At 65.9% G+C, this 18,518-nt stretch carries 13 protein-coding genes; 10 read left to right on the top strand and 3 right to left on the bottom strand.

Annotated elements, in window-relative coordinates; translation table 11 throughout:
* Positions 1-89: 89 nt before the first annotated feature.
* The 5 genes from rpsA to uvrB all read left to right on the top strand — a co-directional run bounded on the left by rpsA (position 90) and on the right by uvrB (position 5,928).
* The gene (gene rpsA / locus E3T55_RS18570; protein WP_134521024.1) at positions 90-1,547 is read left to right on the top strand and encodes a 30S ribosomal protein S1; all 1,458 of its coding nucleotides are present in this window, start codon (positions 90-92) and stop codon (positions 1,545-1,547) included.
* A gap of 190 nt (positions 1,548-1,737) precedes the next feature.
* Entirely contained in the window at positions 1,738-2,310 is a 573-nt protein-coding gene (locus tag E3T55_RS18565; RefSeq protein WP_134521023.1) for a hypothetical protein, read from the top strand.
* Entirely contained in the window at positions 2,310-3,170 is an 861-nt protein-coding gene (locus E3T55_RS18560) for a PKD domain-containing protein (protein ID WP_134521022.1), read from the top strand. The genes E3T55_RS18565 and E3T55_RS18560 overlap by 1 nt, the downstream gene beginning before the upstream one ends.
* 23 nt (positions 3,171-3,193) lie before the next feature.
* Complete coding sequence (coaE, locus tag E3T55_RS18555; RefSeq protein WP_134521021.1) at positions 3,194-3,808, top strand: dephospho-CoA kinase; 615 nt, start codon at positions 3,194-3,196, stop codon at positions 3,806-3,808.
* Between the two features lie 56 nt (positions 3,809-3,864).
* Positions 3,865-5,928 (top strand): excinuclease ABC subunit UvrB, encoded by a 2,064-nt coding sequence (uvrB, locus tag E3T55_RS18550; RefSeq protein ID WP_134521020.1) that lies wholly within the window; start codon positions 3,865-3,867, stop codon positions 5,926-5,928.
* Positions 5,929-6,497: 569 nt separating this feature from the next.
* Here uvrB and E3T55_RS18545 read toward each other — a convergent pair.
* The 3 genes from E3T55_RS18545 to E3T55_RS18535 all read right to left on the bottom strand — a co-directional run bounded on the left by E3T55_RS18545 (position 6,498) and on the right by E3T55_RS18535 (position 10,695).
* Positions 6,498-9,326 carry an ABC transporter permease gene (locus E3T55_RS18545; protein ID WP_166791838.1) on the bottom strand — a complete coding sequence of 943 codons (2,829 nt, stop codon included), beginning with the start codon at positions 9,324-9,326 and terminating at the stop codon, positions 6,498-6,500.
* Entirely contained in the window at positions 9,323-10,009 is a 687-nt protein-coding gene (locus E3T55_RS18540) for an ABC transporter ATP-binding protein (RefSeq protein WP_134521052.1), read from the bottom strand. The genes E3T55_RS18545 and E3T55_RS18540 overlap by 4 nt, the downstream gene beginning before the upstream one ends.
* Before the next feature lie 71 nt (positions 10,010-10,080).
* Positions 10,081-10,695: a PadR family transcriptional regulator gene (locus tag E3T55_RS18535; RefSeq protein WP_134521018.1), complete on the bottom strand. Its 615-nt coding sequence runs from the start codon at positions 10,693-10,695 to the stop codon at positions 10,081-10,083.
* A gap of 142 nt (positions 10,696-10,837) precedes the next feature.
* Here E3T55_RS18535 and uvrA point away from each other — a divergent pair, with 142 nt between their 5' ends.
* The 5 genes from uvrA to E3T55_RS18510 all read left to right on the top strand — a co-directional run bounded on the left by uvrA (position 10,838) and on the right by E3T55_RS18510 (position 18,383).
* Positions 10,838-13,705 carry an excinuclease ABC subunit UvrA gene (gene uvrA / locus E3T55_RS18530; protein WP_134521017.1) on the top strand — a complete coding sequence of 956 codons (2,868 nt, stop codon included), beginning with the start codon at positions 10,838-10,840 and terminating at the stop codon, positions 13,703-13,705.
* Between the two features lie 15 nt (positions 13,706-13,720).
* A complete protein-coding gene (gene uvrC / locus E3T55_RS18525) occupies positions 13,721-15,658 on the top strand; it encodes an excinuclease ABC subunit UvrC (RefSeq protein WP_134521016.1) in 1,938 nt (645 codons plus the stop codon).
* 75 nt (positions 15,659-15,733) lie between these two features.
* Positions 15,734-16,609 carry an RNase adapter RapZ gene (gene rapZ, locus E3T55_RS18520; protein ID WP_134521015.1) on the top strand — a complete coding sequence of 292 codons (876 nt, stop codon included), beginning with the start codon at positions 15,734-15,736 and terminating at the stop codon, positions 16,607-16,609.
* Positions 16,610-16,662: 53 nt separating this feature from the next.
* Entirely contained in the window at positions 16,663-17,652 is a 990-nt protein-coding gene (whiA, locus tag E3T55_RS18515) for a DNA-binding protein WhiA (RefSeq protein ID WP_134521014.1), read from the top strand.
* A 104-nt stretch (positions 17,653-17,756) separates the two neighbouring features.
* A complete protein-coding gene (locus E3T55_RS18510) occupies positions 17,757-18,383 on the top strand; it encodes a superoxide dismutase (protein ID WP_134521013.1) in 627 nt (208 codons plus the stop codon).
* Positions 18,384-18,518 lie beyond the last annotated feature (135 nt).

Genomic DNA, 18,518 nt, shown 5'->3' with positions numbered 1-18,518 from the left:
AGCACAACAACCTGATTCAGATTTGATTCACTCTGTCTGAATCCTTCTGCCTGTGGCCTGAGCTATGTCCATCCTGGAGCAACTACTACATGACAATCGCAACGACCGAACGGGCACCCAAGCAGGTCGCCATCAACGACATTGGATCTGCTGAAGACTTTCTTGCCGCGGTCGAAAAGACTCTGAAATTCTTCAACGACGGAGACCTCATCGAAGGCACCGTTGTGAAGATCGACCGCGACGAGGTTCTCCTCGACGTCGGCTACAAGACCGAGGGTGTCATCCCCTCCCGCGAACTTTCCATCAAGCACGACGTTGACCCTTCCGAGGTTGTCAAGGTCGGCGACCTGGTCGAGGCCCTCGTTCTTCAGAAAGAAGACAAAGAAGGCCGCCTCATCCTCTCGAAGAAGCGCGCTCAGTACGAGCGTGCATGGGGCGATGTTGAGAAGATCAAGGAGGCCGACGGTGTTGTCACCGGTTCGGTCATCGAGGTCGTCAAGGGTGGACTCATCGTCGACATCGGCCTTCGTGGCTTCCTGCCGGCCTCGCTCATCGAGCTGCGTCGCGTTCGCGACCTGACCCCGTACCTGGGCCAGGAAATCGAAGCGAAGATCCTTGAGCTCGACAAGAACCGCAACAACGTTGTGCTGTCTCGTCGTGCCCTGCTCGAGCAGACTCAGTCCGAGAGCCGCACCACGTTCCTCAACAACCTCCAGAAGGGACAGGTCCGCAAGGGCATCGTCTCCTCGATCGTCAACTTCGGTGCGTTCGTCGACCTCGGCGGCGTCGATGGTCTGGTTCACGTTTCCGAGCTCAGCTGGAAGCACATTGAGCACGCCAGCGAGGTCGTTGAGGTTGGCCAGGAAGTCACCGTCGAGATTCTCGAGGTTGACCTGGACCGCGAGCGCGTTTCCCTGTCGCTCAAGGCCACGCAGGAAGACCCGTGGCAGGTCTTCGCCCGCACCCACGCCATCGGCCAGGTTGCACCGGGTAAGGTCACCAAGCTCGTTCCGTTCGGCGCGTTCGTTCGCGTTGCCGAGGGCATCGAGGGCCTGGTTCACATCAGCGAGCTCTCCGGCAAGCACGTCGAGCTCGCCGAGCAGGTTGTCTCGGTCGGCGACGAGGTGTTCGTCAAGGTCATCGACATCGACCTCGAGCGTCGTCGCATCTCGCTGAGCCTCAAGCAGGCCAACGATGGTGTCGACCCCGAGGGCACCGAGTTCGACCCGGCACTCTACGGAATGCTCACCGAGTACGACGACCAGGGCAACTACAAGTACCCGGAAGGTTTCGACTCGGAGACCAACGAGTGGCGCGAGGGCTTCGACTCCCAGCGCGAGAAGTGGGAGCAGGACTACGCTGCAGCCCAGGCTCGCTGGGAAGCGCACAAGAAGCAGGTTGCAACCTCGAACGACGAGATCACCGCCGTCGGCGATGTCGCGTCCGCCGCGGGCAACACGTTCTCGAGCGAAGCTGCCGGAGCCGGCACGCTCGCCGACGACGAGGCACTCGCCGCACTGCGCGAGAAGCTCAGCAGCAGCAACTAGTCAGTACTTTCTTCTGCACTGACTAGCAGTACATCTGGCAGGCCGGACCCTTCGGGGCCCGGCCTGCTTTTTCGTGCCCGCCGTTCGGGCAGCGGATGTCGCGAGCGCGCACCGAAAACTGTCGTCTAATTCACACATTTGCCTGTGCATAACTTCGCCACGGGTTCGCGTGTTGCCCTATCGTGACCGCATGAGCCCGCGACGGCACCACATTCTGAACCTTGTTCTGATCGGTGCCGCCCTGGCGGGCGTGACCGGCTGCGCGGCGAGCGCCGAACCGCCGCCTCAACCCACCCCGACTCGCACGGTCATATCCCCGCTCTTCGCCTCCAACGAGGAGGCCCTCGCGGCCGCCACGGCCGCCTACGCCGCCTACCTCGAGACGTCTGACCTCATCCTCTCGGAGGGAGGTGCGGAGCCGGAACGCATTCGATTGGTCGCCTCGCGGACGTTCGCTGACATCGAAATCTCGGGGTACGACAAGGTTCGAGCTCAGGGGTTGCACACCATCGGAACCAGCGGCTTCGACAGCGTGACTATGCAACAGGTCGACGAGAAGGCCCGTGATGGCGTGGGCATCGTGGTGGCGTATCTCTGCTTGGATGTCTCGCAGACCGACGTTCTTTATGCCAATGGCGCCTCAGCAGTGTCTGCAGCACGACCAGATCGCATTCCGTTTGAGGTTACTTTCGACCGCTCATCGTCGGCAAACTCGCTAATCGTCGCGAAACAGACCGTCTGGTCGCGCGGAGGTGTCTGCTAATGCTGCGGACCGTGCTCGTCGTCATCTTCTCTGCCATTGTCAGCACGTCAGGCGTCACCGTTCTCGGGAGCACCCTCCTGCCCGAGTGCGCTCTCGCCGACTACCAGCTGGGGATCTGTCCGAGAATATCGGGGCAGATAGCCGAAGACAGCGTCGTCCTGCGGGGTGATGATTCAACGTCGGTGTCGCACGGGGCCAACGGAGCCAACGGAGCCGACGAGGGCGACTCGGGAGACGCAGCTGACGGGGGCAGCGCCCAAAGCTCGAAAACAGGCGGCCGGGTGGACATGGGTGGCGATTATACAGCGGACTTCTACGTCCTGCCGCTTCCGCTCGACTGCGGGTCCACGCCGGTCGACGACGCGTGTCAGGTGTCGACAACGGTCACGGTGAGCGACCTGGTCAGTTTCACTCCGACCGTTCCGGTGCAGGTGATGCAGCCGGCGGGGTGGGCGGTGCGAGGGATGCCCGCGAACTTCATCGCCACGGCATCCGTTCACGTGCAATCCGGTAACTTGCTCGGCCTCCCCGCCGAGGTGCGGTTCACCCCGGTCTCGTACCGCTGGGACTATGGCGACGGAACATCGGGTTCAGCGACGACCGGCGGCGCCGTTTGGCGCGACTACACGGCCGAGTTCACGGATACCGATACCACGCACTCCTACGAGGCTGTCGGGCGGTACACGAGCACGGTCACGGTCGACTATCGCGCCGAGTATCGATTCGCGGGTTCGACCTGGTTGACCGTTGCGGGGCTCGTGCCCGCGACGGGCAACGCTCTGAGTGTGGTGGTGGGACGCATCCGCACCGCCCTGGTGGCGGAAAACTGCCTGCAGAACCCCGACGGCGTCGGTTGCTGAAGCTGGATCGGTACCATGAAGGCATGTACCTCATCGGCCTCACCGGCGGCATCGCATCGGGCAAATCATTCGTCGCGGCCCGCCTCGCCGCGTACGGCGCCGTGCATATCGACGCCGACCAACTCGCCCGTATCGTCGTCGAACCCGGCACCCCCGCCCTCGACGCCATCGTCGACGAATTCGGCGAGGAGATGCTGCGTCCCGACGGCACCCTCGACCGAGCGGCCCTGGGGGCCATCATCTTCACCGACGACGAACGCCGGGAACGCCTCAACGCGATCGTGCATCCCGCCGTCTGGCAGCGCACCCGCGAACTCATCGCCGAGGCCGAGGTGCTCGACCCTCACGCGATCGTCGTCTACGACGTTCCGCTGCTTGCCGAGGCCCCCGAAGACCGCCGCCTCACCTTCGATCTCATCGTCGTCGTGCAGGCGAGCAGCGAAACCCGGGTGAAACGCATGGTGGCGACTCGCGGAATGACCCGCGCCGAGGCCCTCGACCGCATTCAGGCTCAGGCGACGGATGCCCAGCGTCTCGCCATGGCCGACGTCGTCATCGACAACGATGGTGACCGGGGAGCAACCCTGCGTCAGCTCGACGACCTCTGGCAGCGCGTGTCCGCGGCCGAGGCCTCCTGACCTCTGCCGCACGGGCCTGCGAGCCCACTGTCAGTCCCACTTTGTACACTGGATAAATGGAACCCACGCGCTCAGTCAATCCCTTCGAGGTCGTGAGCGAGTACACGCCCAGCGGTGACCAGCCGAGCGCGATTGCCGACCTCGCCGCCCGCATCCAGGCCGGTGAAACCGACATCGTTCTGCTCGGCGCGACCGGTACCGGCAAGTCGGCGACGACGGCCTGGCTCATCGAACAGGTGCAGCGGCCGACGCTCGTGCTGGCGCACAACAAGACCCTCGCCGCGCAGCTCGTCAATGAGTTTCGCGACCTGATGCCCAACAACGCTGTCGAGTACTTCGTCTCGTACTACGACTACTACCAGCCCGAGGCCTACGTACCCCAGACCGACACCTTCATCGAGAAGGACTCCTCGATCAACGAGGAGGTCGAGCGGCTGCGGCACTCCACGACCAACTCCCTGCTGAGCCGTCGCGACGTGATCGTCGTCTCCACTGTGTCCTGCATCTACGGCCTCGGTACCCCGGAAGGGTACATGGAGGCGATGATCGCCCTGCAGGTCGGGCAGAAGGTCAGCCGCGACTGGCTGATCCGCAAGTTCGTGGCGATGCAGTACCAGCGCAATGATGTCGACTTCTCTCGCGGCAACTTTCGGGTGCGCGGCGACACCATCGAGATCATCCCGATGTATGAAGAACTCGCCATTCGTATCGAGATGTTCGGCGACGAGATCGAAGCGCTGCACAGCCTGCATCCGCTTACCGGCGATATCGTGCGCACGCTCGATTCGGTCGCCGTGTTCCCTGGCTCGCACTACGTCGCGAGCACCGAAACCATGCAGCGCGCCATCGGCACCATCAAAGAAGAACTCGCCGAACGCCTCGAAGAACTCGAACGTGAGGGCAAGCTGCTCGAAGCGCAGCGGCTGCGCATGCGCACCACCTTCGACCTCGAGATGATGGAACAGATCGGTTTCTGCTCCGGCATCGAGAACTACTCCCGGCACATCGACGCGCGCGAACCGGGGGAGGCCCCGCACTGCCTGCTCGACTACTTCCCGGATGATTTCCTCATGGTCATCGACGAATCCCACGTGACCGTGCCCCAGATCGGTGCGATGTACGAGGGAGACTCGAGCCGCAAGCGCACCCTCGTCGACCACGGTTTTCGCCTGCCGAGCGCCCTCGACAACCGGCCGCTCAAGTTCAACGAGTTCAAGGGCCGGGTTGGCCAGACCGTGTATCTGTCGGCAACACCCGGCAAGTACGAGATGGGCATAGCGGATGGCATCGTCGAGCAGATCATCCGCCCAACCGGCCTGATCGACCCGCAGATCATCGTGAAGCCCAGCAAGGGCCAGATCGACGACCTGCTCGAGGAGATCCGCAAACGCGTCGAACTCAACGAGCGGGTACTCGTCACGACGCTGACCAAGAAGATGGCCGAGAACCTCACGGACTTCCTCACCGAGGCCGGGGTGCGGGTACGTTACCTGCACTCCGACGTCGACACCCTGCGCCGCGTCGAACTGCTGACCGAGCTGCGGGCCGGCATCTACGACGTGCTCGTGGGCATCAACCTGCTGCGGGAGGGCCTCGACCTGCCCGAGGTATCGCTCGTGGCTATTCTCGACGCCGACAAAGAGGGCTTTCTGCGATCGGCCACGTCGCTCATCCAGACCATCGGCCGCGCCGCCCGCAACGTGTCGGGCGAGGTTCACATGTACGCCGACCGGCTCACCGCGTCGATGGAGAAGGCCATCGACGAGACCGACCGGCGCCGCGAGAAACAGGTGGCCTATAACACGCTGCACGGCATCGACCCGACCCCGCTGCGCAAGCGCATCGGCGATATCACCGAGGCCCTCGCCCGCGAAGGCGCCGACACCGCCGAGCTGCTCGCCAGCCGCGACGCGAAGGGGCGTAAGAACGCCGCCACCAAGCGCGTCGGCCTCGCCGCGAACGGCGCCAACGACCTCGAGTCGATCATCGCCGACCTCAACGGGCAGATGCTCGAGGCCGCCGGCGAGCTCAAATTCGAGCTCGCCGCACGCCTGCGCGACGAGCTCGGCGAACTCAAACGCGAGTTGCGCCAGATGGAGAAAGCCGGCCACCTGCAGTAGCCGGCGACCTGCAGCAGCCGGCGACCTGCAGTAGCCGGCCGCGTCGCGTGGCGGCACTCGTTAGGGGTGGCGGCACTCGTTCCATCGCGTGCCGCGAGAGCTAACGAGTGCCGCGAGAGCGGATGCCCTGCCTTCGCGTCGTCGTGGCACTCGTTGGGCGACCCGGCACTCCTTGCACGGAGTGCCGTCTTGCCTGACGAGTGCCGCGAGGGCGGATTCCCCGGCCCGGGCTCCGGCGTCGGCCGGGACGCGTCCGCGCGCGACGCCCCTGCCGTGGCGGCACTCGTTAGGGCTGGCGGCACTCGTTCCATCGCGTGCCGCGAGAGCTAACGAGTGCCGCGAGAGCGGATGCCCCGCCTTCGCGTCGTCGTGGCACTCGTTAGGCGACCCGGCACTCCTTGCACGGAGTGCCGTCTTGCCTGACGAGTGCCGCGAGCGCGGATGCCCCGCCTTCGCGTCGTCGTGGCACTCGTTAGGCGACCCGGCACTGGGTACATCAGGTGCCGTCTTGCCCAACGAGTGCCGCGGCGCGGATGCCCCACCTGGGCCCCGTATTCGTGGCGCGAGCCTCAGTCGAAGACCGCCCGATTGCTGAAGCGGGTGTGGGTACCGCCAGCGGTGAGCGCCGCGCCGACCGCCACGAGCGCGGGCAACGCCACCACCATCAGGGCCAGTTGCAGCCACGGCGGAGCGAACGGCAGCACCGTCGCCCCCAACGCGTCACGGGTCAGCGAGAGGGCGAACGACGGCATCAGTCCCAGCAGTACTCCGATCACGCTGCCGAGCCCCACGACCACCACGGCCTGCCAGAACCCGAACGCCCGCCGCACCCACGGCGACGCGCCGAGCGAGCTGAGCACCGCACTGTCCCGGTGCCCGTCGGCGCGGGCGAGTCCGATCGTGATCGTCGCCGTGACGAGGGCGATGACCGCGGTGAGCGCCAGCAGCGCCCAACTCCAGGTCGCTCCATAGGCGTCGGGACCTGCCTCCACCGTGAGGGACATGTCCTGGGACACGGCGGCGAGCGCGGCCTGCGCCTGATCCAGCTCCGCCACGGTCGGCGGGGCGTCGAGGCTCGAGACCACCACCGTGGGGCGGTACTCGAGGCCGAGGGCATCCGCTGTGGAATCAAGCATGAAGATGGCGTATCGCAGCGGATGCTCCGGTTTCTGCACGCTCCCGGCGAGCGTCACGCTGCGGGCTGGCTCCTCGGAAGTGTTGAGCGTAGTCAGCCAGTCCAATCGGATGCCATCCTCGACGAGGTACTCGTCGTAGGTACTGACGGCCCCTCCCGCGGCCAGAGTCTGCCGCGACTGGGCTGAGACCGGCATGCCGAGAATCGCGGCCAAGTCGTCGACGTCACCGACCCAGATGTGGTCGTCCCTGCCCCCGTTGTCTACGTCGAGATAGTACGGCGTCGGGCAGCGGATGTCCGCGGGAAACTCCTGCGCGCCGCTTCCCGTTCGGTCGGCATCGCTCGGGCACAGCGAGTCCGGATCGATGCGCGGGTAGGGCAGCGCGGGCAAAGCAGGCGCGTCCTCAGCCGTCGGCCCATCGGGCGCCGTGAACCCCGGAAACGGCTGCTCGACACTGTTCAGCAGCCGAGCCTGACCGCTAGGAAAGCTCGCGTCGAGCGCCGCAGCGACCTCCGGGCCCGTGCTCTGCACCACGTACTCGAACGCGGGCTCTTCTTCGAAGACATTCAGGCTCACGAGGGCGGTGTTCAGCGGGGCCGTATATGTGTAGGTGCGAGTCGAATTGATCTCCAGCGAAGCCTGCAGGCTCATCACGAACGTGGCCACAAAGACGCAACTCATGATCGCCGCGAGTGCCGGAACGCTGCGTCCGGGATTCCGTGCCACATCACGCGTCGAGAGCCGCGCACCGGGTCCCCACCGGGATGCCAGCTCGGCCGCCCGGCGCAGAATGCCGGGAGCGAGGAACACGGCTCCGATCTGCATGATGACCGGGCCGGCAATGATCAGCACGACCCCCAGCGTGGACTGTCCGCTGCGGTAAATCGGTCCGTAGGCGGACAGCTGCACCAGGCCGCCGATGACGGTGATGATCGCGCCCAACGCCAGCAGGGTAAACCCGGCAATCGGGCGCCGACGCCTGGTGCGGGGCGGGCGCTGCGCGCCGCGGAGGGCAGCCAGCACGTCGATGCGGCCGGCAGCCCGGGCCGGAACCGCCGCCGCGCACCAGCCGGCGAGCACGGCGAACGCGGCGATGACGAGCAGCGACACGAGATCGAGGTGGAATCCCGGATACCGGCTGGCATTGCCGTTCGCCCAGACGCCCAGGAAGATCCGGGCCCCGGCGAGCCCCAGCACGGTTCCCACAGCGGCGCCGACGGCACCGAGAATGATCCCGCCGAAGGACATGACCCGAAAGAGCAGGCGTCGGTCGCCACCGACACTGGCGAGGGTCGCCAGCGTGCGCTGCTGGGTGCGGGCGCCGACCGTGAATGCCGCTCCCGCGAGCAGCGCGACCTCGAACAGGGCAAAACCGCCGAGCAGCGCGATGAAGAGGGTCAGGAACCCCGAGGACGTCTGACCCGGGTCGTAGCTGGAGCTGCCCGGCGACGGTGGGTCGAGCAGCACGGAACGGGAGAGCACGCTCACGCCGAGCGGGTTGAGCTCCTGGACCTGGCTCCAGGAGAGCGGGGTGTCGGGCAGGTACCACTGGGTCATCCAGTCGGAGGCCTCGGGCGGCACTCCGTCGAAGGCGCCGGGCAGACCGAAGAACGCGACCGCGTCATCGTCGAGACTCGAACTGCGAATCGTTCCGACGATTGTGTATGTTTCGGCGTGGGGTGCGGTCAGGGTCGCCGTGCCCCCGATGGTGGCGCCGAGTCGCTCGAGCGTCGCGGCGGTCACCATGATCTCGTCAGCTGCGGTCGGCGCCGTTCCCGCCGTCACGTCCCACTTTCCGGCGAACGCGGGGTCCCAGGGCTGGCCCTGCACGGCCGGAAAGGAGCCGAGCCCATCTTTCGTCTGGGCCACGACATCCGTCGATCGAATGGAGAGCAGCCGGGTGTCCGGCGCAAACAGCGACTCGGCGGACACGGGTGTCGGGTTGAGCGACTGCACGGCATTGTCCGCGTAGCCGTACCGGAAGAACCGGTCGTCGAGCGGGTCCTGCGAGAAATCCGCTGTGGGCACGGCAACGATGCTCACTCGGGCTTCGGTCGCCCCGAGCTCGAGTGACACGCGTTCGGCGGGAGTCGCTTCGTTACTCGCCACGACCGTGGTGATGCCGACGAGCCCGAGCACGGGAATCGCCACCAGCAGCGCGATCAGCGCGCTGCGGCCGCGTGATTGCCCGGCCATCCGCCGGGCGATCCGAAACGCGATGCGGGTACCGCCCGAGCGGCCGCCACTGAGGGACGCGGTCACAGGGGCAGGCCGCCCAGCAGGCTCGAGACAGCGGATGCCCGCGACTCGTCCACGATGCGCCCGTCGCGCAGAAAGACGATCCGGTCCGCCCATGCCGCATGACGGGCATCGTGGGTGACGAGGATGCCGCCGGCGCCCGCGTCGACCCGGGAGCGGAGCATCCGCAGCACGAGTTCCCCGGTCGTGCTGTCGAGTGCTCCGGTGGGCTCGTCGGCGAGAATGAGCGACCGGCCGCCGACGACCGCGCGGGCGATCGCGACGCGCTGCTGCTGACCGCCAGACAGGTCCGCCGGAAAGTGCTGGGCTCGGTCGCCGAGCTCCACGATCCGCAGGGCGTCGAGGGCGGGCCGGTGCGCCTTTTTTGCGCTCCAGCCGTCGAGCTCGAGCGGCAGGCTCACGTTTTCGAGCGCCGTGAGCGAGGGAATCAGGTTGAAATCCTGAAACACAAAGCCCAGGCTTCGCCGCCGCAGTACAGCGAGCTCGCGGGCGGAGAGCTGGCTGAGCCAGTGGCCCTCGACGATCACCTCGCCCGCGGTCGGTGGGGTCAGGCCGCCGGCCACGGTCAGCAGCGTCGATTTTCCCGAACCGGATGCCCCCATCACCGCCACGAGTTCGCCGCGCCTCACCTGCAGGTCGACGCCCGCGAGAGCCGTGACCGCGGTCTCGCCGCGACCGTACTGCATCGAGACGCCGTCGAGCTTCAGCAACAGATCGGTGTCGACGGGCGAGGTGCCGGTCGGGAGTGCGGCGCCGGTCACGCGCGGGCCTTGGTCGGGCGGCCGCGCTTGGGCACGTCAGTGGACAGCGGCAGCGGCGTCGCGGTTCCGGCGGCCAGCGCCCGGGCGAGGCGGTTCTCGCAGTGGTCGAGCCAGCGCGCCTCGGCCTCGGCCGCGAAGATCAGCGAGTCGACGACGAGCAGCCACGCCAGCTGCTCTGCTGATTCGGGGTTGTCGGTCGCGTTCTTCGTGCGGGTCAGTTCCTGCAGCGTGCGGAAGGTCGCGGTGCGCTGCACCTGGATCACGTGGGCGATGTCGACTCCGGGCAGGGTGACGGCGATGGCAAGTTTGATTGCGAGTTCGTCGCGGGTGGCCGTGGTGCGCACGACGGGGGAGTCGAGCCAGTGGGCGACCTCGAGGCGACCGGCGGCCGTGATCTCGAAGGTGTTGTGCGACTCGGCATCGGCAGAGTCCTTGTCGGCGGATGCCTTCTGCACCAGGCCATCACGCTCCAGCCGATCGAGCGTGTTGTAGATCTGACCGACGTTGAGCGGCCAGGTCGACCCGGTACGCCGGTCGAATTCCGCCCGCAGCTGGTACCCGTAGCAGGGCCCCTGGTTGAGGATGGCGAGCAGACTCTGGCGAACGGACATGAAACCTCCGACGATCACGGGAAGAAATAAATACGTTTCTGAGTATATACATACTCGGAAACCGCTGCGGTTCTCGGCGGAGTCATCCCTCTGTGACAGGCAACGTTCAGGCAGTGTCGGTGGCCGTGCATAGAATCGATGAGTGTCAATTACCCCGGTGAAATCAGGTTCCAAGCTCAGCGTGCGCGGCGCTCGCGTGCACAATCTCCACAACGTCGACCTCGAGATTCCCAAGGACTCGCTCGTCGTGTTCACCGGCCTCTCGGGCTCGGGCAAGTCGTCGCTCGCCTTCGACACGATCTTCGCCGAGGGGCAGCGCCGCTACGTCGAATCGCTCAGCGCCTACGCCCGCCAGTTTCTCGGTCAGGTCGACCGGCCCGACGTCGATTTCATCGAGGGCCTGAGCCCGGCCGTCTCGATCGACCAGAAGTCCACCAACCGCAACCCGCGGTCGACGGTCGGCACGATCACCGAGATCTACGACTACATGCGCCTGCTGTGGGCCCGCATCGGGGTGCCGCACTGCGCCATCTGCGGCGAGATCATCCAGAGCCAGACCGTGCAGCAGATCGCCGACCAGCTCATGGAACTCGAGTCCGGCATCCGCTACCAGGTGCTGAGCCCGGTGATCTCACAGAAAAAGGGCGAGTTCGTCGACCTCTTCAAGGAGCTTGTGGCCGGCGGCTACTCCCGTGCCATCGTCGACGGCAACCAGATCCAGCTCAGCGAGGCGCCGACCCTGAAGAAGCAGCAGAAGCACGACATCGCCGTCGTGGTCGACCGTCTCGTCGCCGGCCCCGAGCTGCTGACCCGCCTCACCGACTCGCTCGAGACCGCCCTGAAGCTCACCGACGGTGTCGTGCAGATCAACTTCATCGACAAGACCGGCGACGACGCCTGGCGGAGCTACTCCGAGAAGCTGTCCTGCCCGAACAACCACCCCGTGCAGCTCACCGAGATCGAGCCGCGTACATTCTCGTTCAACGCACCGTTCGGCGCCTGCCCCGAATGCTCCGGTCTCGGCACTCGCATGTCCGTCGACGCCGACCTGCTGCTCGGCGACCCCGACCTCAGCATCGCCGAGGGTGTCGTGCTGCCCTGGACCACCCAGGGTAAGGGCCTGTTCCAGTACTACGAGAAACTGCTTGACGGCCTCTCGAACGACCTCGATTTCTCACTCGACACCCCCTGGGGTGAGCTGACCGACGAGGTGCAGAACGCCGTGCTGCGCGGTGACAACTTCGAGGTGCGGGTGAAGTGGAAGAACCGCTACGGCCGCGAGATGAGCTATACCTCCGGCTTCGAGGGTGTCGTTCCCTACATCGAACGCCAGTACCTGCAGGCCGAGAGCGACACCCAGCGCCAGCGCTGGGCCGAATACCTGCGTGAGGTCGACTGCCACGTCTGCAACGGCACCAGGCTCAAGCCCGAGGTTCTCGCCGTGCGCGTTCATGACGCGAGCATCGCGGATGTCTGCGCGCTGAGCCTCAGCGACGCCCGCGCGTTCATGGAGCAGCTGGCTCTCACCGACCGGGAGGCGACCATCGCCGCCCAGGTGTTGCGCGAGATCAAGGTGCGCCTCGACTTCTTGATTCGGGTCGGCCTGAACTATTTGAACCTCGCGCGCGCGGCGGCGACGCTGTCCGGCGGCGAGGCCCAGCGCATCCGTCTGGCCACGCAGATCGGATCGGGCCTCACCGGTGTGCTGTACGTGCTCGACGAGCCCAGCATCGGGCTGCACCAGCGCGACAACCGCCGCCTGATCGAAACCCTGATCGCGCTGCGCGACCTCGGCAACACCCTGATCGTCGTCGAGCACGACGAGGACACCATCCGCACCGCCGACTGGGTCGTTGACATCGGCCCGGGCGCGGGCGTCAACGGCGGCCACGTCGTGCACTCCGGCTCCTACGAAGGACTGCTGGCCAACACCAAGTCCCTCACCGGCGACTACCTGTCCGGCCGCAAGAGCATCGAGACGCCCACCGAGCGACGACCGCTCGACCCGGCGCGTGAGATCACCGTGACCGGCGCCGAAGCCAACAACCTCAAGAAGGTCTCCGTCACCTTCCCGCTCGGCGTCTTCACCGCCGTCACCGGCGTCAGCGGCTCCGGCAAGTCCTCGCTCGTCAACGACATCCTCTATCGGGTGCTCGCCAACCGACTCAACGGCGCCCGCAAACTGCCGGGCAAGCACACCCGGGTCACCGGTCTCGACCAGCTCGACAAGGTCGTGCACGTCGATCAGGCCCCGATCGGCCGCACCCCGCGCTCCAACCCGGCCACCTACACCGGCGTCTTCGACAAGATCCGCAACCTGTTCTCCGAGACGATCGAGGCCAAGACCCGCGGCTACCTGCCGGGCCGGTTCAGCTTCAACGTCAAGGGCGGCCGCTGCGAGGCGTGCTCGGGCGACGGCACGATCAAGATCGAAATGAACTTTCTGCCCGACGTGTATGTAGCCTGCGAGGTGTGCGGGGGAGACCGCTACAACCGCGACACCCTCACGGTGCACTACAAGGGCAAGAACATCGCCGAGGTCCTCAACATGCCGATCGCGGAGGCGGCCGAGTTCTTCGAACCGATTTCCGCGATCCACCGTTTTTTGAAGACCCTCGTCGAGGTCGGCCTCGGCTACGTGCGGCTCGGCCAGAGCGCCACGACCCTCTCGGGCGGCGAGGCCCAGCGGGTCAAACTCGCGACCGAGCTTCAGCGCCGCTCCAACGGCCGCAGCGTCTACGTGCTCGACGAGCCCACCACCGGGCTGCACTTCGAAGACGTTCGCAAGCTGCTGCTCGTGCTCAACAGCCTCGTCGACAAGGGCAACACCGTCATCGTGATCGAACACAACCTCGACGTGATCAAGAGCGCGGACTGGGTCATCGACCTGGGGCCAGAGGGCGGTTCGGGCGGCGGCAAGGTACTCGCGACCGGCACCCCCGAGTACATCGCCACGGTCAAGAAGAGCTTCACCGGAACGTTCCTGAAGGAGATCCTCGCCGGGCGTTAAGCTTAGGTTTCACTGATGTCTGATGCGCTGAGCTATCGCCCCAAGACGGGCGAAATTCCGACCAACCCCGGGGTCTACCGCTTTCGAGACCCCAACGGTCGAGTGGTCTACGTGGGCAAAGCGAACAACCTGCGCGCCAGGCTGGCCAACTATTTCGCCCCCCTCGCGAGTCTGCACGAACGCACCCGCCGCATGGTCACGACCGCGACCTCGCTCGAATGGACCGTCGTCGGCACCGAGGTCGAGGCCCTGCAGCTCGAGTGGACCTGGATCAACGAGTTCGACCCACCCTTCAACGTCAAGTTCAAGGACGACAAGTCCTACCCGTACCTCGCCGTCACCCTCGCCGACGAGGCTCCGCGGGCCCTCGTCACCCGCACCTCCGGCATCAAGGGCGCCCGCTACTTCGGCCCGTACCCCAAGGTCTGGGCGGTCTACGAAACCGTCGAACTCATGCTCAAGGCCTTCCCGATTCGCACCTGCAACAACGCGAACTACAAGCGCGCCATGGAGTCCGGTAAGCCCTGTTTCGCCGGCCAGATCGGTAAGTGTTACGGCCCCTGCTCGGGCAAGATCGGCATCGAAGAACACCGGCTGATCGTGAACGAGTTCGTGAACTTCATGAACAGCCACGACCGTAAGCTCATCAACCAGCTCACGGCCGAGATGAAGGCCGCTGCCGCCGAACAGCAGTATGAGCGGGCCGGCAAGCTGCGCGATCAGGCCAAGGCCCTCGAGTCGGTGCTGGAGAAGAGCGCCGTGGTGTTGCGCGACACCGTCGACATCGACCTGTTCGGCATCGAACAAGACGAGCTCGCGGCCAGCGTGCAGCAGTTCATCGTGCGCGGCGGGCGCATCCGCGGTGTGCGCGGCTGGATGGTCGACAAAGAACTCGACGTCACGACCGGCGAGCTGCTCGACTCTATTCTGCAGACCGCTTACACCGGCGGGATCAATCCGCCGCGCGAGATCGTGCTGCCCGAGCTGCCCGACGACGCCGAGGCCCTCGAAACCTGGCTCGCCGGCGTCGGCCACCGCAAGGTGCGACTCGTCGCCGCTCAGCGCGGCGAAAAGGCCGCCCTGCTCGAGACGGCCGCCCAAAACGCGAAGCACGCCCTGATGCTCTACAAGACCCGGCGCAGCTCCGACTTCGTCTCTCGCTCGAAGGCCCTCGAAGACATCCAGGAGGCCCTCGGCATGAGCCAGGCCCCCCTGCGTATGGAGTGTTACGACGCCTCGCACCTCAGCGGCACCAACGTGGTCGCCTCGATGGTCGTCTTCGAAGACGGCCTGCCGCGCAAAGACGAGTACCGCCGCTTCAACATTCCCGAAACCACCGACGACACCGACTCGATCTATCGCACCCTCACGCGGCGCCTCGCCTACCTGCGCCCCGATGCGGCCGTGCCGACGGATGCCCCGGGCGCCGTTCTCGAAGTCACCGCCGTCGATCCCGCTGCCGACCTGGTGTCGATGCCGCTGGCCGCGGACCTCGACGCCGACGCCAAGCGAAAAAAGTTCCGCTACCAGCCGAATCTGCTAATCGTCGATGGTGGCCAGCCGCAGGTATCGGCGGCCGCTCGGGCGCTGCGCGAGTCAGGGGTCACGGGCATCCAGCTCTGCGGAATCGCGAAACGACTCGAAGAGATCTGGCTGCCCGATTCGGACTACCCGGTGATTTTGCCGCGCAACAGCGACGCCCTGTTCCTGTTTCAGCGCATTCGAGACGAGGCACACCGCTTTGCCATCACCCACCAGCGGGCGAGGCGCAAGAAGGACATCTCCTCGGTGCTCGGCGAAATCCCGGGCCTCGGCCCGGCTCGGGTCAAGGTGCTGCTGCAGCACTTCGGGTCGGTGGCCCGGCTGAAAGAAGCGACCGTCGACGCGATCGGCGAGGTGCGCGGCATCGGTCCGGTGCTAGCGGTCACCATTCACGAACACCTGCGGTCGTGAAGCCGCGTTCGTGTTCCTGCCGCTGGTCGATAGTCTTAGAGTCTTGACCTACCTCAACCGAAGGCGCACCTCAGAATGACAACGGACCCCGACAAGCAGGAAATGCTGATCGTCACGGGCATGTCGGGCGCGGGTCGCTCGACCGTTGCCAATGCTCTGGAAGACCTCGGCTGGTACGTCGTCGACAACCTGCCGCCGCAGATGCTGCGCCCGCTCGTTGAACTGGTCGAGCGCGCCCGCACCAACCTGCCGAAGATCGCCGCCGTGGTCGACATTCGGGGCCGGGACTTCTTCGGTGACTTTCAGGAGATCGTGCAGGCGCTGCGCAGCGGCACTCAGGTGCGGGTCATCTTTCTCGAGGCCCGCGACGATGTGCTCGTGCGCCGCTTCGAATCGGTGCGGCGCCCGCATCCGCTGCAGGGCGAAGGCACCCTGCTCGACGGAATCGCCGCCGAACGGGTGCGCATGGGCCCGGTACGCGAGTCGAGCGACCTCGTCATCGACACCTCCGACCTCAACGTGCACCAGCTCGCCACGACGATCACCGAACGGTTCTCGGCCGAGGGCGCGGCCGGCGTGCACGTCACCGTCATGAGCTTCGGGTTCAAGTACGGGCTGCCGACGGATGTCGACCTCGTCGCGGATGCGCGCTTTCTGCCCAACCCGTTCTGGGTCCCTGATCTGCGGGGGCACACCGGTCAAGACCCCGAGGTGCGTGACTTCGTGTTGGAGCAGGAAGGGGCCCTCGAGTTTCTCGATCACTACGCGGCCGCGCTCGCACCGGTGCTCGCGGGGTACCAGCGCGAGAACAAACGCCACGCGACAATAGCGATCGGCTGTACGGGCGGCAAACACCGATCGGTGGCGATGGCCCGCGAGCTTGCCGCTCGGATCGACAAACTTCCCGGCGTCGCGGTCAGAATCAAGCACCGCGACCTGGGGCGCGAATAGCTCCACCGGATTGACGACAGATTTTTTCGGGACAAAACAGAATGGAAACGCGATTGGCTCTCACCGCCGACGTAAAGAATGAACTCTCCAGCGTGATGGTCTCCAAGACCACCGTGCGCGCCGCAGAGCTCGCCACGATCCTCCGGTTTTCCGGCGGTTTGCACATGATCAACACCCGTATCGCGATCGAGTCTGAGCTCGACACGCCCCAGATCGTGCGCCGTGTGCGCAAAGACCTCACCGAGCTGTACGGCGTGCGCAGCGCCGTTCAGGTGCAGCCCGCGTCGGGTGTGCGCCGCACCGACCGGTACCTGGTGCAGGTCATCGAGGGCGGCGAGACTCTGGCGCGCCAGACCGGGCTGCTGGATGCCCGCCGGCGCCCGATTCGCGGTCTGCCGAACCGACTCACGACCGGCTCGAAGGAAGAGATCGCCGCAATCTGGCGCGGGGCGTTCATCGCGCACGGCTCGCTGACCGACCCGGGCCGTTCGGCCGCCCTCGAGGTCGTCTGCCCCGGCAACGAGGCCGCCATGGCCCTCGTCGGCGTGGCCGGCCGCCTCGGCATCGCCGCGAAGGCACGCGAGGTGCGCGGTGTGCACCGCGTTGTCATTCGTGACGGCGACGCCATCGCCGCCATGCTCAAGGTCATGGGCGCCCAGGAGACCGTGCAGAGCTGGGAGAAGATGCGCCAGCGCCGCGAGGTGCGCGCCACGGCCAACCGGCTCGTCAACTTCGACGACGCCAACCTGCGTCGTTCGGCCGAGGCCGCTGTGGCAGCCTGCGCCCGAGTTCAGCGGGCCATGGATATCCTCGGCGCCGACATTCCCGAGCACCTGCGCTACGCCGGTGAGCTGCGTCTGAACAACCGTGAGTCGAGCCTCGACGAGCTCGGTCACCACGCCGATCCGCCGATGACGAAAGACGCGGTGGCCGGGCGCATCCGTCGGCTGCTCGCCATGGCCGACAAGAAAGCGGCCGATGAGGGCATCCCCGGAACGGAACCGCACTACCCGGCGCACGCCGATGAGCCACAAATGACCTGAGTAGACTGAATAAGTCGCTCATTTGTCCGACGCGTGCACGTGCGTGTCGGTTATCACCAGAGTCGACCAATACCAGAGCCGACCAACACCAGAGGAGATTAGCTATGGCTGAATACACCCTTCCCGAACTGGCTTACGACTATTCGGCTCTCGCGCCGAGCATCAGCGGCACCATCATGGAGCTGCACCACAGCAAGCACCACCAGGCCTACGTGACCGGCGCCAACAACGCCATCGCGCAGCTCGCCGAGGCCCGCGACGCCGGCGCCCTTGCCAACGTCAACAAGCTCGAAAAAGACCTGGCCTTCAACCTCGGCGGCCACGTCAACCACTCCATCTTCTGGACCAATCTGTCCCCGAACGGCGGCGACAAGCCGGTTGGCGAACTCGCGGCCGCAATCGACGACTTCTTCGGATCCTTCGAGAAGTTCCAGGCCCACTTCACCGCTGCCGCCATGGGCGTGCAGGGTTCCGGCTGGGCCGTTCTCGCCTGGGACTCCATCGGTGAGCGCCTCATCATCCAGCAGTTCTTCGACCAGCAGGGCAACTTCGCCGCCGGCACCGTGCCGGTACTGATGCTCGATGTCTGGGAGCACGCCTACTACCTCGACTACCTCAACGTGCGTGCCGACTACGTGAAGGCCTTCTGGAACATCGCCAACTGGGCGAACGTGCAGGAGCGCTTCGCGCTGGCACGCGAGAAGACCAACGGCCTGCTGCTGCTCAAGTAGGCCTGCACGGCCTGCACGACCCGCACGACCCGCACGACCCGTACCACCGGCGGGGGCGCCGCAGACGGTGCCCCCGCCCCCTCAACTTGCTTTCCTTCCTCAACCGCGCCTCTCGGCGCACGAAAAAATGGAGTC

The organism is Cryobacterium frigoriphilum, assembly GCF_004403305.1.
GTDB lineage: Bacteria > Actinomycetota > Actinomycetes > Actinomycetales > Microbacteriaceae > Cryobacterium > Cryobacterium frigoriphilum.
This window is presented reverse-complemented; position numbering and strand designations above follow the sequence as displayed.